This is a genomic window from Sphingomonas japonica (genome assembly GCF_006346325.1).
Lineage (GTDB): Bacteria > Pseudomonadota > Alphaproteobacteria > Sphingomonadales > Sphingomonadaceae > Sphingomonas > Sphingomonas japonica.
In genome coordinates, this window is sequence record NZ_VDYR01000001.1 from 701,259 (window position 1) to 717,832 (window position 16,574).

General features: G+C 61.1%; 10 protein-coding genes and 1 tRNA gene. 3 read left to right on the plus strand and 8 right to left on the minus strand.

The genetic code is table 11. From position 1 onward, the window contains the following. Positions 1–9: 9 nt before the first annotated feature. On the minus strand, positions 10–543 hold the full coding sequence (locus tag FHY50_RS03420; RefSeq protein ID WP_140046966.1) for a DUF4352 domain-containing protein: 534 nt from the start codon (positions 541–543) through the stop codon (positions 10–12). Between the two features lie 138 nt (positions 544–681). On the opposite strand from FHY50_RS03420, the gene FHY50_RS03425 reads away from it, so the two are divergent. Continuing rightward, positions 682–909, plus strand: a complete 228-nt coding sequence (locus FHY50_RS03425; RefSeq protein WP_140046967.1) for a helix-turn-helix domain-containing protein — start codon at positions 682–684, stop codon at positions 907–909. A 192-nt stretch (positions 910–1,101) separates the two neighbouring features. Here the strand turns inward: FHY50_RS03425 and FHY50_RS03430 are convergent, their stop codons facing one another. The 6 genes from FHY50_RS03430 to FHY50_RS03455 form a co-directional block, all read right to left on the minus strand. After that, entirely contained in the window at positions 1,102–1,446 is a 345-nt protein-coding gene (locus tag FHY50_RS03430) for a hypothetical protein (protein ID WP_140046968.1), read from the minus strand. A gap of 129 nt (positions 1,447–1,575) precedes the next feature. Then, on the minus strand, positions 1,576–4,980 hold the full coding sequence (locus FHY50_RS03435) for a DEAD/DEAH box helicase family protein (RefSeq protein ID WP_140046969.1): 3,405 nt from the start codon (positions 4,978–4,980) through the stop codon (positions 1,576–1,578). Then, complete coding sequence (locus FHY50_RS03440) at positions 4,977–5,921, minus strand: hypothetical protein (RefSeq protein WP_140046970.1); 945 nt, start codon at positions 5,919–5,921, stop codon at positions 4,977–4,979. Before FHY50_RS03440 ends, FHY50_RS03435 begins: the two co-directional genes overlap by 4 nt. A gap of 2 nt (positions 5,922–5,923) precedes the next feature. Then, a complete protein-coding gene (locus FHY50_RS03445; protein WP_140046971.1) occupies positions 5,924–7,105 on the minus strand; it encodes a restriction endonuclease subunit S in 1,182 nt (393 codons plus the stop codon). Continuing rightward, positions 7,102–8,643 carry a type I restriction-modification system subunit M gene (locus FHY50_RS03450; protein ID WP_140046972.1) on the minus strand — a complete coding sequence of 514 codons (1,542 nt, stop codon included), beginning with the start codon at positions 8,641–8,643 and terminating at the stop codon, positions 7,102–7,104. Before FHY50_RS03450 ends, FHY50_RS03445 begins: the two co-directional genes overlap by 4 nt. Positions 8,644–8,941: 298 nt before the next feature. Further along, a tRNA-Thr gene (locus FHY50_RS03455) sits at positions 8,942–9,017 on the minus strand. 172 nt (positions 9,018–9,189) lie between these two features. Here FHY50_RS03455 and FHY50_RS03460 point away from each other — a divergent pair. Further along, on the plus strand, positions 9,190–10,440 hold the full coding sequence (locus tag FHY50_RS03460; protein ID WP_166745488.1) for a PAS domain-containing protein: 1,251 nt from the start codon (positions 9,190–9,192) through the stop codon (positions 10,438–10,440). Positions 10,441–10,524: 84 nt separating this feature from the next. Continuing rightward, complete coding sequence (locus FHY50_RS03465) at positions 10,525–15,150, plus strand: NAD-glutamate dehydrogenase (RefSeq protein ID WP_140046973.1); 4,626 nt, start codon at positions 10,525–10,527, stop codon at positions 15,148–15,150. Here FHY50_RS03465 and FHY50_RS03470 read toward each other — a convergent pair whose 3' ends face one another. Further along, positions 15,151–16,542 carry a leucyl aminopeptidase family protein gene (locus tag FHY50_RS03470; protein WP_140046974.1) on the minus strand — a complete coding sequence of 464 codons (1,392 nt, stop codon included), beginning with the start codon at positions 16,540–16,542 and terminating at the stop codon, positions 15,151–15,153. Positions 16,543–16,574: the final 32 nt, after the last annotated feature.

A 16,574-nucleotide genomic window follows, 5' to 3' on the forward strand; every position in this document is an offset into this window, starting at 1 on the left:
CTGACGCCTTCACTGAAGCGCGTACGTTAGCTGCGGATCGCTTCCGACGACCAGCCGCCAAGCGCTTTTGTCGAATGCGGCTTTGTCGACTTTCCAAGCCACCTTTGCCTTGGTGGACACGTTGGGGTTCAGGTCGATCGCCATCCCGCTTGGATCGGCCATTGTCGCGGCGCTCATGCCGGTGCCCATGAGGTCTTCGGCGTAGGTCTGCCCGTTGCCATCGACCAACGTGATGGTGGGTCGTTTCATAAGGGGCAGGGGGCGGTCGGCAGTGTTCTTCAGTGTGTAGCTGGCGACGACGAACGTTTCGCTGGGCTCGGCGCTGGCGCCAGCGCCGGCCGGTCCGATCTGCCCAGTCGTTTCCACTTCGGTGACGGTAAGCTCGACGCCTTCGGCGTTTCCTGCTTCGCCGATCGCGATAGGGGCTGCGGCGGCTGGGGTGGGCTCATTGGTTGCGGCCGTATTCGAGGTGGGGGTGGGACTTTCTCCGCATGCCGCCAACAGTGTGGCGAAGGCGATCGCGCAATACGTGTAGGGTTTCATGGTACTCTCCTGTTGTTGCCCTTAGGGCGCGTTGAGGCCGTCGCCGCCGGATCACGTTACCGACGACGAGGACCAAAGCTAGAAAAATGACACGACTGGTCTACAGACCGGGGTGCGCGGTTGCGGCCAAGTCTGTGCATGGATGTGGTGCAGCTTCTCGGCGCGAACGTGCGCCATTACCGGAAGCTGAAGGGCTTATCGCAGGAGCGATTGGCGCTCGATGCCGGGATGGAGCGCAGCTATGTCAGCGATCTCGAACGCGGGACGCGTAACCCCTCTGTGCGGGCACTGGGCAGACTGGCTGAGGCCTTGGGTGTCGAACCGCAGATGCTGCTAGGCACGCCAGAAAACGGGTCTTCCATATAAGATACCGCAAATTGCGCGGCCGTCTTTGGACGCTTGGAAATTTAATACGCCGATAATTGCTGGTTGCGAGTGGCGGTCAATGGCCTGTCTCTGTAACTCGCGGTTGACGTCGATCTAGACGTCCGTATCGCGCTGGAAGACATTGAAGATCCGGGCTTGTGCGTTATCAACGAGAAAGAGGTTTGACATCAATTACTTACTTATACCTAATTTGCCTATCTTTAAACCATACCTCTTCCGTAATTCCCGGCAAATATCCCTTATTATAAGTTCATTTCCTGCTCCCCTGGTTACCTCTATTACATAGAGCTCAGCTTCATTGATATTTTCTCTAATAAAAACAGCTGCCTTATGTGAGTTGGCTTTCTGTAGTATATTGGATCTGAAAGTTTGCAGTATTTTGGAGAGACCACCCCTACTAAAGTCTGTTGCATAGCCCATAGTCATCATTTTTCCATTCAGATCGGCCCGCCACAAACCAGAAACACCGTGTACACTGTCGTGGACGGCACCAAAACCTCCCGGCAGTTTTTCCATTCGAGATGCCATTCGTCTAAGGTCTTTCCAGAGTATTTCCTATTGCTATTGCTGACCATAAATCGGTGCTCCCCACCTTTCTGCCACTAGTTTGAATAAAACTTGTTAACTGCCATTTCAGCGTAATAATTAAGCTACGGCCCTTTGCCTGACGTTACTCAAAACCTTTACAATGTTGTGCACATCAGCTTGCGGGAACAGCCCACTGACGCCCTGATCGTCGAGGTCGGTGAACGGGCTTTCGTACAATCGGCGAGGGTCCATTGCGCCGCGTTCGGTCAGGTGCTCGATAATCAGGTTGATGAACTCGATCTGATTGCCGTTGAGATTCTTGCCAGCCATGAATTCCGCAAACGCATCCTTAGCGGCATCGCGTTCCAGGCCGACCAGCGAGCGGACGAACAGACCTAGTCCGGCTTCGCCGCTGGCTTCAACAAGGTCGTTATCGGATGCCCCCGCTTCCTCGATCATGATCCGTTCTAACTCCGCCAAATCCTGCGGCGTGAGTTGTTCGTTACGGCGGAGCTTTTGGATCGTGATGTGGTCGGCGTGTTGCTTTAGGAAGTGGCGCACCTTCATCTGAAAGCGTGCCTTGTCGGTGCCGACACCGGCATCGGGTAGAACGATGGTGGTGCCAACGCCGATTTCGTCCTCGAAGTCCGTATAGACGATAATGCGCTCGTCACCTTCGATCAGCTTGATCAGCGCACGTAACTGGCGTCGCATCTGCTCCAGCGTCCAGGCATCGATGTCCTGCCAATACTCGTCTGTCTGAACTTTAAGGATGAGTGGCATCTGGGCTGCGACCATCGGCACATTGCCCAGCTCTTCGAGCCGCGCAGCGATAGCCGCCACCTTCTCGTTGCAGATGATGAAGCTCGCCTGATTTTGCAGCAAAGCAAGCTGGCCGGATAAGACGATGTAATCGAACTGCTTGGCGGTGATGTCATTGTCTTCAAGGGCGGAAGGCAATCCCGCTACTTCGTGGATCAGTGTGTCTCGGTCTTCGGTAGAAAGCCGCTCCCATGCATCGGCCTGCTGGAATTGCTCCACTGCCTTACGCTTTGCCCGTACGAGGAAGTTGTCGAGCGTCATGCCGTTTACCTCATCGAACAGGCGTGTCCGCAGATCGCGATCCAGCTGAGAGAGGCCGTCGGATAATTCGCTCTCAGGCAAGTCCTGCAGGATGCCCGCAAGCTGGACGCGCGCACCAAACAGACGCTGCCCGAGCGATATGCCGAGCGCGCCATCGGTGACGTTCGGATTTTGATTGAAGAACTCAAAATTCTGGCAGAAATCGAAGATCAGGAATTCGTCCTTGTGTCGGCCTGGGCCGAACAAATCGGGGCGCAATCGAGTGCCGCGCCCGATCATCTGCCAGAACTTGGTCTTCGAGCGAACGATCTTAAAAAACACGAGGTTGACCACCTCGGGCACGTCGATTCCGGTGTCGAGCATATCGACCGAGATCGCGATGTGGGGGTCTCTCTCTGGAATCGACAAATCGTCGATCAGCGACTGGGGATACTCAATTTTGAAATCAATCACGCGGGCAAACTGGCCAGCCAGGTGCGGATAGTTCGCGTCGAACCGTTTGGCGATGAACATCGCATGGTCATGGTTTTTGGCGAAGACGATGGTCTTGCCCAGCCGATCGCCTTCGGCGACCTTCAGGCCGTGGGTCATCAGGTGCTCCAGCACCTTGTCCACGGTGTCCTCGTTAAACAACCACTTGTTGACAGCGTTCGCGTCAATGTCGCCCTTGGGAAGCTTCTCCTCCCATTCGAGCATGTCCCATTTCTCTTTATCTTCGTCAGACAGTTCATCGTACCTGATGCCTTGACGCACAAATTTGAGTGGAACTGACACTGCGGTCGGCGGGACAAGGAAACCATCGGCAACGGCCTCATCCAGGTCATAAGCATCGGTCGGAACACCGCGCTCCAGCTCGAACAGCGAATATGTATCGCGGTCGATCTCATCGCGCGGCGTGGCGGTGAGGCCGATGAGCAGACTATCAAAATAATCGAAGATCGCACGGTATTTTCGGTAAATCGACCGGTGCGCCTCGTCGATTACGATCAGGTCAAAATGCCCAGGACCATACTTGCGCTGGCCGTTCTGCATCTCGTCGATCAGCCCCATCATTGTGGGGTAAGTGGCGACGCAGACGCGCGCGCCATTGTGATCGTTCTTTTTAGGATCGTGTTTTTCGATAAGGTTTGCGCTCGGCGCGCTCGGCAAATGCGCTTTGAAATTGTTGTGCGCCTGCTTCACGAGTGCGACGCGGTCGGCGAGGAAGAGAACCCGCTTGCACCAGTTGGCGCGCATCAGCTGGTCGATCAGGGCGATGACCGTCCGGGTTTTGCCCGATCCCGTCGCCATAACGAGCAAGGCCTTGCGCTGCTGATCTTTCTCGAACACTTCGCCAACCCGGCGGATGGCGCGGGTCTGGTAATAGCGTTCGACAATGTCGGCATCGATGCTGGTAGTGGTTAGCGACCGTCGGTTGGCCTTGCGCTGGCGCCACAGTTCCAGCTCATCCTTCTTCAGGAATCCATACACAACGCGCGGCGGATAACGCTCATCATCCCAGAGCCAATGCTCGTATCCGTTGGTGTAAAAGATCAGCGGGCGGACGCCGAATTCCGCTTCCAGACAATCGGCATAGAGCTTGGCCTGCTGCTGCCCGACCCGGGCATCGCGTTTCGTGCGCTTCGCTTCGATGACAGCGAGCGGCTTGCCGTCATCGCCCCAAAGCACATAGTCGATGAAGCCATCGCCAGATGTGCTCGGCATCCCCTTGCATGGATATTCGCGATCACGCGACTGGTCGAGTTGCCAGCCAGCTTCGGCGAGCAACAGATCTATGAAGGCATCGCGGGTTTCGGCTTCGTTATAATCGTGTGTATCGGCGGCCTTTTCGTTGGCGGCTTTGACGGCGGCGATTTCGGCCTGAAGACGTTTGACCTCGGCGTCGAGCGTAGAGCGATCCTCCTCGCTCCTGATCCGCGCGGCCTGTTCTTCAGCCAAGGCTTTTGCGGAAGCCTCGCGCTCTTTCGCCAGTGCTTGCAACTTGGCCAAGGTCGAGGCTTCAACCTGCACCGCGTGCGGCAACGCATCGGGATTGAAGGCCAGTGCCGCATCCGGTTTCCCGCCGCGCGCATACGTGCGGACAAGCCAATAGCTGAAATGAAACAGCTCGCGCACGCAGGTGATGGCGTTCTGCGGCGGGACTGCGCGCGTCTCATGGACCGCCTTGTTGCCCAGATCCTTGATGATCCGCGCTTTGGTGACCAGCGCATTGCCGACTGCCGCGCGGAACGTGCCTTCGTGGATCAGCGCGGACAAAGCCGTGTCATAGGGAGATCGCAGGCTGCGGTCGTTATCGTACATCCACTTGACTGCGCTCTCCAGCGCTAGTCGCGCATGGAAGCACGCCCCGCGTGGATCGGACAGGGCAAGCGTCTCCGCCTTCCTTGCAAGGCCATAGACCTCGGCAAATTCGACTTTGAGGAAGGCAAACTGGCTCATGCGACCTCCCCGATCGCATAGATGTCATCCGAATTGAGTTGGTCGGTGAGATAAGGAGAGAAACCAAACATCACCACGCAGACAGCAACGAGGTCGCGCATCTCAATTTCCCGAAGCTGATTTGCTGGCGTTCCGCCATGTCGAATTCCGGGGTAATCGGAAGCGAAGCCGTAAATCCCTTTTACGGACTCCTTCAGTTTTTCATGCGGCCAAGTGCCGACCTGATTGCAAATAGCACCCAGAGTGTTGCCCGTGACGTTGGGGGCCAGTTGCCCGATCGCTTCCAGGAAGTTGGTCTGCTTGGATATGCAGGTCTTGATCCGGTTCGGTGTTTGCTCGGCAGTCAGGTCACGCAAAGCATCTTCGAATTCATGAAAGGAAGATGCCAGATGGGCGTCTGTCTGGGCAGCCAGTTTAAGGTTTCGCACCATTCGGGCGAATATGCCGGGCAAAGTTGGGTGGAGTGAAAACGGCCTGCGCAGATCATAGCGCAAACTATATTTGTCAATAAAGCCTTCAACAAGCTGAAAATATCGATTTACCAAGGCATCATCGCTGATGTCTCGCAACTTAGCATGGACTTCTGCCAAGGCGAAAAGGGCTTTGCTTTCGCTTGTAACGTGTTGGGGAAGTTCAATTCGCAGCCAGCGGCGCGCCTTTGCATTGCCGGAAATGGCTTGCTCGTAATGCGACCGTGCCGCGTTGAACGCTTCTAGGGCGACTTTATATGCCGCTTCGGCAGCGATCTCGTCGGGGTCGATCAGCAATCCGTTTTCGTCATATTGGGTCGGTTCAGCAGGCTCGATAGGCAGCACTGGGGCACGAATGATGGCTTCATACAATTCGGAAAACAGCTCGTCTGGGGCGTCTTTATGTTTCGACAGTTTGACAAAAACGTCAGGCCAGACCTTGTCCCAGACATTCAGGAGTTCGCCGCGCATGGTTACAGCTCTCCAAGGAATGCGCGATGTTGCAGGGATGATAATAGAGCGTCTTGTTTCGCAGCGTGCTTGATAAGACTTACAAGGGTTTCTCTAACGACTGAGTTTCTGTCCGCGAATTTTCTCTGGTCTGATATTGGTGGTAGAATAATGGGCGCGCTAACGATCAGTCCAATATTTAATGTCGGCTGCGCGACCGTTCGTGTTTCAGCGGCAAAATAGTTTTGAACAGCAGGAGATTTGATCTGCTCGGCGACAAATTCTCTCGTGGCAACATTTGTATCGACAGGAACGCGGGCGACGGCTCTTGCGATATTTGCGCCGCGCAATCCTTCATGCGCGAGGGCGACAGTTCCAATCGATCCAACGCATCCAATTAGAATTTCATCCCCCGCCAGACGGGAGCGTTTGTAGTTTGCCTCTATATCCGGATCGATCTGCTTAACCTTTCTCGGGTCGATATAGCCTGAGAGCAAATCACCAACACGAACAAGCGGGATGCCTACCTCAACTTCTTCGCCTGGCTGGACGACGCCATAATTGATCTTGTCGCCCGAGCGAACAATGTCTCCAAGGAGAGCGGTCTTCCATCCCATTGGGTTAGTCACGGCGTCGCCAAACATCTCATGAAAGATGGATTGGCCAAGCTGGTTGAGGCGCTCGATGGTGCGCTGGCGTTTGCGGCGAAGATCGTCCGCCTGATCAAGGATCGCTGCAATCCGCTTTTGCTCGACGAGTGGCGGTAGCGGGATTTCAATCCGCTCTACAATCGCTTTTGAGACTTCCTTGAACGTCGCGCCGTTGCCCAGCAATTCGAGCTGCGCGCGATTGCTCTTCAACCACCAGTAAAGGTAGGAGGCATCAATGCGGGGTCCTGGGACCATGCTTTTGAAGCCTTGGTTCGTTGCCATCGGGACGGTATTGATCGCAACATGCCCAATCGGCGCACGCGAGCTGAACAAAACAGAATTCGGCGGGAGTAACTCTGCCGAGCAACCTTTCAGTCCCGAAGCCGTGATCTTGCGAGGCGTGTCGCTCAAAAATTTGCCACTTAAATCTGACAAGTCTTTGGGGGTCGTCCACGGGACATCACCATCCCAAAACTCAGCAACTCCGCTCTTTGGCGTGGCTCCACCTACAACGCGCACGCAATCCTTCAATGCGACTGTCGGCCACGCAATCATGCTAGCATCGCTTCCAGCTTGGTGAGCCCGTCGCTGATTTCCTGCTCCAGCGTCCGCAACGCCCTGATGATCTCGGCTGGGCTGTCATGGGTGACCTCGTCATGCTCGACGACCTTGTAGCGGTTGAGCGACAGGTCATAGGTGCCGGTGGCGGCAATATCGTCCTTTGGCACGCAGAAGCTTTGCGCCGTCCGAGAGTTGGCACGTTCGGTGCTATCGCGCTTCAGCCAGCGCGTCAGCACGTCGGGCAAGTTGTTTTTGAGGTGCTCTTCCGCAGATAGGGGCAAGAGCGGCTTTGGGCCTTGCTTGTCAGAAGGAAGCAAGTCGGATCGCTTATCATCCAAAGACAATCCATCGGCCTGCATGTCGTAGAACCATACCTGATCGGTGCCGCCAACCCCGGTCTTGGTGAACAGCAGGATGGCGGTGGACACGCCCGCATAGGGGCGGAAGACGCCGGACGGCAGTTTCAGGACGCCTTCGAGCTTGTGCTTTTCGACCAGAAGTTTGCGCAATTCCTGATGCGCTTTCGATGAACCGAATAACACGCCGTCCGGCACGACTACGGCAGCACGCCCACCGGTTTTCAGCAAACGCAGAAACAGGGCGAGAAACAGCAATTCGGTTTTTTTCGTTTTGACGATCTGCTGAAGGTCTTTGGCCGTCGCGTCATAATCGAGCGATCCGGCGAAGGGCGGGTTGGCGAGGATCAGTGAATATTTTCCCGCATCGCGGTCGTGCTCCTGCGCCAAGCTGTCGCGATAGCTGATATCGGGGTTGTCCACGCCGTGCAGCGTCATGTTCATGCTGCCGATGCGCAGCATGGTGGGGTCGAAATCAAACCCGTTAAACATGCCGTTGTGGAAGTGCTTGCGCAGCTTTTCATCGCGGAACAGCTGCGGGTGGTTGTCGCGCAGATATTCACCCGCCGCCACGAGAAAGCCTGCCGTGCCCAACGCCGGATCGCAAATCACGTCTTGGGGCGTGGGCTGCATCATTTCGACCATCAGGCGGATGATATGGCGCGGGGTGCGGAACTGGCCGTTGGTACCTGCGCTGGCGATCTTACCGAGCATATATTCGTAGAGATCGCCCTTGGTGTCGCGATCCTCCATCGGAATTTTGTCGAGCATATCGACGGTTTTGGCGAGCAGCGCGGCATTGCTGAAACCGAGCCGCGCATCCTTCATGTGCTGGCCGTAGCTGGAGCCTTCCTCGCCCATGGCGCGAAGGAACGGGAACACGCGCTCGGCGACGACATCCATCATCTCACGCGCTTCAAAATTCTTGAAACGCGACCATCGAAGATCAGAATATGGCCGCCCTTGATCGTCATTACTGTCGGGGAAAATGCACCGCTCGATCGGGAAGCCGAGGTTAGCCGCCTTTTTCTCTTCAAGCATTTGCAAGTCATCGAGCCGCTTGATGAAAAGCAGATAGGTGATCTGTTCAATGACCGATAGCGGATTGGATACGCCACCTGACCAGAAGGCGTTCCAAATCTGATCGACTTGATTACGGATTTCGCTCGTCAGCATAGATCACCTCAGTCACGGCAAGGCTTTTTCCGTAACTTCCCACCGGACGCAGGTGATAGGCGGATGATCGACCTATTCGCAATGTGAGATTATCCGAAAAGTCCCGTGCGCCTCCATTCAGGCGAGATGGTGGTTGCGGGAGCGATCTCCAGCTCAGACGCTGGCTGCTCGCCAGCTCAAAGGGATTTAGCGTGGGTCGGCTTCGTTTTCTTTCCCAAAGCGTCCCATGCAGGACCCAACCGTGCACCTAGCCGAACGGCCCGAAGCAACCAAACTGTGTATTTGCCTTGTGAAGGACTGGTGCCGCTTACAGGACTCGAACCTGTGACCCCCGCATTACGAATGCGATGCTCTACCAACTGAGCTAAAGCGGCGCGCCGGCCTGGGCCGTCGACGGCGCGGCGATTAGCAGCAGCGACCGCGACTGACAAGCGGCATCGCGCCGCCGCTGCGAAACGATCCGCCGCACGCTTTACGCATCGTTTACCAAGCAGCGTGCACAAGCAGGCGGCGTAGGGGCGGGGTGTCCCGATCGAAGGATATCGCATGGACACGGCGCACGGCATCGACAAGCATCCCGACGATCACGGCCACGACGCCGAACCCGCAGGTCGTCCCGACGGCATCGGCACCGACGAGCGGCGCATGCATGTCCGCGCCTATAATCACTGGGTGTCGCTGCTCAAGGCGCGCGCCTATCCGTCGATCGAGGATCTGGAGCCGGGGAACATCGCCGATTTCGGCCCGCACAGCGTTCTGCTCGACTTCTCGATGGGGATCGACGATCCGGCTATCCAATTCCTGGGCCGCGCGCTTCGCGAGGAATGCGGCGTCGATGCGTCGATCACGCATATCAGCCAGGTGCCGGGCCGTTCGCTGCTGTCGCGGCTCACCGATCATTACCTGCAGATCATCGCCAATCGCGCGCCGATCGGCTTCGAGGCCGAATTCGTCGGCCAGCGCGGGCATAATACCTTGTATCGCGGCATCCTCATGCCGTTCTCGTCTGACGACGACACGATCGACTTCATCTACGGCGTGATCAACTGGAAGGAGATGGTCGACGCCGAGACGCAGGCCAGCCTCAACGCCGAGATCGAGGAGGCTTGCCGCACGGCTGCACCGCGGCATGTGCCGTCGGCGCCAGTCTGGGCGGACGGTCCGAGCGCGCAGTTCGATGCGCCTGCTCCGGATCCCATCGAGGACGTACTCGGGGACGATGCCGGACTCTGGGATCATCTGGCCCATGCCCGCGCGGCGGTGGTCGAGCTGGGCGATACCGATACCCGGTCTCGGCTGGCGCTCTATCGCACGCTCGATCGCGCCTATGGATTTGCCGAGGCTGCCGATCGCGATGTCGAGGGCTATGCCGAACTGCTCGAGGATTGCGCGATCAAGGCGCAGGCGCGGGCGCCGATGACGCCGATCGTCAAGCTCGTGTTCGGCGCCGATTACGACAAGACTCGGCTTACCGAATTCGCAGCGGTGCTTTCGCATGCCCGCCGCATCGGAATTCCCAGCTCTGGTTTCGGCGACTGGGTCGCCGGGTTCGACGGCGGGATCAAGGGCATCGTCAAGGCGGAGCGCGCCGCGCGCCGACCAGCCGTGGCCCCGGATCGCTACGCCCGCGCCGCCGCCGAACTACGCGCGCGTCCGTCGCTGGCGCAGGTCGCGATCGATGCCGGCGACAGCGAATTCGTCGTACTGCTCGGGCGATCCGACGGCAGCGGCGGGGTCGATATCGTCGCTTCGATCGACGGCCTGACCGATCAGGCGGTGCGCCGCGCCGCAGCCTGACCCGGGCGAAGTTCTGACCGACAGAACTGGTAGCATTCGTTACAAGACTTGAGCGGCCACGCGGAGCGGCGCATAGCGCACGGAATGAAGCGCAACAGTTCCAAAACGCTCGCCGCCATGCTCGACGCGCACCTCGTCGATGGCGCTCTTCCCGCCGAGCTCGATGGGTTCGATACCGCCGCCCGCAGCGACGCGGCGAGCTTCGTCGCGACCCTTGCCGAGGTCCGCAAGCCGGGACGGCCGCGGATCGGGCTGGAGACCTTTCTGCGCGGCGAACGGAGGCGGATGCGGTTGGCGATCGTCAACGACGACATGCCGTTCCTGGTCGATTCGATCGCGGCCACGATCGCCGCGCACGACATCGCGATCGAGCGCATCATCCATCCGGTGTTCAAGGTCGAGCGCGGCAGCGACGGGCGTTTCTTGGCGAGTGGAGGTGAAGGCGCCGCGGAATCGATGGTCTATGTCGAGATGGACCGCGCCGATGCGCGGTCGCGCCGGGCGCTGGTGTCCGAGCTCGAACGCAACCTCACGCATGTCCGCCACGCGGTGAACGACTGGCCGAAGCTGCAGGAAGCGATCGGCAGCGATGCCGATACGGTTGCCGCCGAGGAAGGCGCGGCATTGCTGCGCTGGTTCCTCGACCGCAATTTCACCCTGCTTGGGCATGAGCGCTGGTATCGCGACGGCCGGTCGACCGATCGGCTCGGCCTCGCGCGCCAGCCGCTCGACGTGCCGTTGCTTGCCGAGGCGTCGCGCGAACTCGCGATCCGGTTCTTCGAAAAGGGCAATGCCGCGCCGCTGCTGCTCAAGTCGAACTGCATCTCGACCGTGCATCGCCGCGTACCGCTCGATCTGGTATTGGTGCCGGTGCGCGAGGGCGATGCGGTGGTCGGGCTGTCGATCCATGCCGGATTGTGGACCAGCGCCGCGCTCAACGCCGACCCGGACGAGGTGCCGGTGCTGCGCGCCAATCTGCGGGCGCTCGAAGGCAAGTTCGGCTTCGATCCCAAGGGGCACACCGGCAAGGCGATGGCGCATGCGCTGGCTGCGCTGCCGCACGACCTCACCACCGCCTTCACCCTCGATGCGCTCGAACGCGTCGTGCTGACGACGATGTCGATCGCCGATCGCCCGCGGCCAAAGCTGGTGCTGATCAAGAGCACGCTGGGGCGCCATCTCTTCGCGTTCGTCTGGCTGCCCCGCGACGACGTCACCACGGGGCGGCGGCTGGCGATCGGCGACATGCTCGCCGAAACCGCCAATGGCACGCTGCTCAACTGGTCGATCGAGCTTGAGGATGGCGAAGCGGCGTTGCTTCGCTACACCGTCGATCTGCGCGGCGAGGGGCGGATGCCCGATGCCGCGGTGCTCGACGACCGCCTCGAGAAAATGGTGCGCGGCTGGGGGCCCGCGGTCGAAGCCGCGCTCGCCGCCCATGCAGGCGCCCGATCGACGCGGCTTGCGCTGCGTTTCGCCCAGGGATTTCCGGCCAATTACCGGACCAGCGCCGGGCCGGACGAAGCGGCGCTCGATATCCTGCGCATCGCCGATCTGGCGGACGAGAATGACCGGTCGGTACGGATCATCCCCGATGACGATCCGAGCGATGGCCGGTTCCGGATCAAGCTCTATCGCCTGGGCGGCGCGCTGCCGCTGTCGGACGCAGTGCCCGTCTTCGAGAATTTCGGGTTCCGCGTCATCGAGGAGATGCCGACCGAATTGAGCGACGCCAGCGGCGCGTTCATCCACGACTTCCTCGTCGAAGTTCCGGGCGCACCCGACGCCGAAGCGCGGCTCGACCATGCGATGGTCGAAGGCGCGATCGAAGCGGTGCTCGAGAACCGTGCGGAGAATGACGGGTTCAACCGCCTGGTCGTCGAGGCCGGGATGCAACCCGCTTCGGTGGTGCTGCTGCGCGCCTGGTTCCGCTATCTGCGTCAGACCGGCATGGCCTATGGTCTGGCGACGGTCGTCGACGCCTTGCGGCGGGCGCCCAAGGTCGCGGCGGCGCTGATCGCGCGGTTCGGGGCGGCGCACGACCCGTCGCAGCGCAAGACCGCCGATGCCGCGATCGCCAGGGCCGACGCCGCGATCGATGCCGGCCTCGACAAGGTCGTGGCGATCGACGACGACCGCATTCTGCGCAATCTGCGCGGTGTCGTAGTGGCGACGTTGCGAACCAATGCGTTCGCACCGGCAGCCGCTGAAGCGCTGGCGTTCAAGCTCGACAGCGCGCGGGTGCCGGGACTGCCGCAGCCGCTGCCATGGCGCGAAATCTGGGTCTACAGCCCGCGGATCGAGGGCATTCACCTGCGCGCGGGACCGGTCGCCCGCGGCGGCTTGCGCTGGTCCGATCGCCGCGACGATTTTCGCACCGAAGTCCTCGGCCTGATGAAGGCGCAGCGCGTCAAGAATGCGGTGATCGTCCCGACCGGTGCCAAGGGCGGCTTCTATCCCAAGCAGTTGCCGTCGCCCGGCGATCGCGATGCGTGGCTGGCAGAAGGTACCGAGAGCTATCGCATCTTCATCCGTTCGCTGCTGTCGATCACCGACAACATCGTCGATGGGGCGGTAGTCCATCCGGACAAAGTCGTCATCCATGACGGTGAGGACCCTTATTTCGTGGTCGCCGCCGACAAGGGCACTGCAACATTCAGCGACGTCGCCAACGCGATCGCGCTCGATCGCGGCTTCTGGCTCGGCGACGCCTTTGCCAGCGGCGGGTCGGTCGGGTACGACCACAAGGCGATGGGAATCACCGCCAAGGGCGGGTGGGTCTCGGTGCAGCGCCATTTCTTGGAGCGCGGCGTCGACGTCCAGGTCGATCCAATCCGCGTCGTCGGCTGCGGCGACATGTCGGGGGACGTGTTCGGCAACGGCATGCTGCTGTCCAAGGCGATCCGGCTGACCGCGGCGTTCGACCACCGCCACATCTTCCTCGATCCCGACCCCGATCCGGCGGCAAGCTGGGAGGAGCGCCAGCGGCTGTTCGACCTGCCGCGATCGAGCTGGGCGGACTATGACCCCAAGCTGATCTCGAAGGGCGGCGGCGTGTTCGCGCGGACCGACAAGTCGATCAAGCTGAGCAAACAGGTCCGCGCGATGCTTGACGTCGATGCGGAAAGCCTGGAGCCGTCGGCACTGATCTCGGCGATCCTGAAGGCGCCGGTCGATCTGATCTGGTTCGGCGGCATCGGCACCTATGTGAAGGCGCTGACCGAGAATCATATCGAGGTGGGAGATCCTGCCAACGACCGGCTGCGCGTCAATGCCGAGGAAGTTCGCGCGATCGCGATCGGGGAGGGGGCCAATCTCGGCGTTACCCAGGCCGCCCGGATCGCCTTTGCCAAGCGCGGCGGACGGATCAACACCGACTTCATCGACAATTCGGCGGGCGTCGATTGTTCGGACAACGAGGTCAACATCAAGATCGCACTCAATCGCGAGATGATCGAGGGCCGGCTGGCCGAGCCCAAGCGCAATGCGCTGCTCGAGAGCATGACCGACGATGTCGCGCATCTGGTGCTCGAGGATAACCGGCTGCAGACGCTGGCGCTGTCGTTCATGGAGAATGACGGCGCGGTCGCGGTGCCGAGCTATGTCCGCGTCATCGAAATCCTCGAGGCGTCGGGACGGCTCGACCGCGCGGTCGAGGGGCTGGCGAGCAACGAGGACCTGCTGCGGCGGGCGCAGGATGGCAAGGGGTTCACCCGGCCCGAGCTCGCGGTGCTGCTGGCGACGGCGAAGCTGGCGCTACAGGATGCCGCCGAGGGCGCGGAACTTGGCCGGGACGACGCGCTGCTGCCCGATCTCCATGCCGCATTCCCGGCGGCGATGCGCAAGAAGTTCAAGGCGGCGATCGAGGCGCATCGCCTGCGCAACGAGATCGTATCGACCAAGCTCGCCAACCGGATCGTCAACCGGCTTGGCGTGCTGCACCCGTTCGAACTGGCCGAGGAGGAGGGCGCGGCGCTGTCCGATATCGCGGCGATGTTCGCGGTGACCGAGCGGCTGTTCGACCTGCCTGCGCTATGGGCGGAGATCGAGACCGCGAAAATTACGGAAGCGGCTCGGATCGCGCTGTTCGAGGAAGTCGCGGTGGCGGTACGGTCGCAGATCGCCGACCTGCTGCGCACCGCCGCGCCCGGAGCCGGAATCGGCGAGGTGATCGACCGCATCGCGCCGGGCGTGCACCAGCTTGAAAAGCGGGCGCGCGACCTGCTGGTCGAGGAAGCCAAGGCGCAGAGCGACCGGATCGCCGGGCGGCTCGAGGATGCCGGAGCGCCGCGCGCGCTGGTGCGCAAGGTCGTGCGCATCTTCGAGCTCGACGGTGCGGTCGGGCTTGCCGATCTCGCGCGCGAACAGGCATCGGACGAGATCGTGCTGACGCGCGCCTTCACCCATCTCGGCGCGACGCTGGGGCTGGACTGGGCGCAGACCCAGGCCGCGCGCCTGTCCACAGGCGATGTCTGGGAACGCCTGCTCATCGCCGGGCTGGCTCGGGATTTCCAGCAGCTGCGGCTCGATTTCCTTGCGCGCCATAGCGGCAAGGACCCCGAAGCAGCCGTGGCGGCGTGGATCGAAGCCAACCGTCCGCGCGTCGATCAGTTCGTGGCGCTGGTCCGGCGCGCGCGCCGGGCGGCGGTACCGAACGCGGCGATGCTGGCGCAGATCGCGGGACAGGCGCGCGTGCTGCTGGGGCGGTGATCAGCGCGGATAGCGCTGCTTGAGCATCCCCCACGCCGCTCGCAATCCAAGGGCTTCGCCGCCCTTGGGCCGTCCTGGCCGGGCCGCGGGGCGCCATGCGAAGGTGTCGAAATGCGCCCAGGCGACGTCCTTGGCAACGAAGCGGCGCAGGAACAGTGCGGCGGTGACCGACCCGGCGAACCCGCCTTCCGCCGCGTTGACGAGATCGGCGATGTCGGACTTCAGCATCTCGTCATAGCCATCCCACAAGGGCAGCCGCCACACTGGGTCGCTCACCGCCTTGCCCTGCGCCGAGAGAGCGTCGGCGAGCGCATCGTCATTGGCGAACAGCGCCGGCAGGTCGGGGCCCAGCGCTACCCGTGCCGCACCCGTCAGCGTGGCGAAATCGATCAGCAGCTCGGGGGCCTCCTCGCAGGCGCGGGCAAGCGCGTCCCCGAGGATCAGCCGGCCCTCGGCATCGGTATTGGTATTCTCGACCGTCAGTCCCTTGCGCGTCGCCAGCACGTCGCCCGGCCGGAACGCCTTTGCACCGATCGAATTTTCGACGGCGGGAATCAGAAGGTGGAGCTGCACCGGCAGGCGGGCGGTCATCACCAGTTCGGCGAGCGCCAGCGCATGCGCCGCTCCGCCCATGTCCTTCTTCATCAACCGCATTCCGGCCGAATTCTTGAGGTCGAGCCCGCCGGTGTCGAAGCACACGCCCTTGCCGACGATCGCAATCTTCGGTTGGTCGGCGCGGCCCCAGGCGAGCTCGATCAACCGCGGCTCGCGCCCCTTGGCAGCAGCCTGTCCGACAATGGCGATCATCGGAAAGCCGCGCTCGAGCTCCGTCCCACGCGTCACGGTGAGCTCGGCACCCTGTTGTTTCGCGAGTTCGGCCGCGGCCGCCTCAATCTCGCCCGGTCCCATATCCGCGGCGGGGGTATTGACCATGTCGCGCACCCGCAGCGTTGCCGACCCCTGGCGCAGCGTCTCCTCGATCGCGACAGGATCGCTGCTCAGCAGTACCCGCGGCCCGGTAGCGCGATCTTCCTTGCGATAGCGTTCGAAGCGATATTGGCCGGTCACCCAGCCGAACATCGCCGCGCCGGGATCGCGGCCCTCGACGCGATACTGGCCTTCGGGCAGCGTCTCTGCGAGCTTGGCGAGGCACCACGGCGACAGGCTGTCGACATTGGCGACGACGGTGACGACCGACCAGTCCTCGGCACCGTCTCCGGGAAGGATCGCGCTCGAAAAGCCGCTGGGCGTGAGCTTCTGCGCGGTGGCTGCGGCGCGGTGACGGGGCGGTTGCTGGTTCAGCCAGGCGTCGAAGCCGTTCGGATCGACGATGTGGATCATACGGGCGGACTGACCGCGATCGGGTTGCAGAAGGTGCGAGAGGTCGGTCATCAATCACTCCGTCTTGCCGGGCCTGTCCGGCT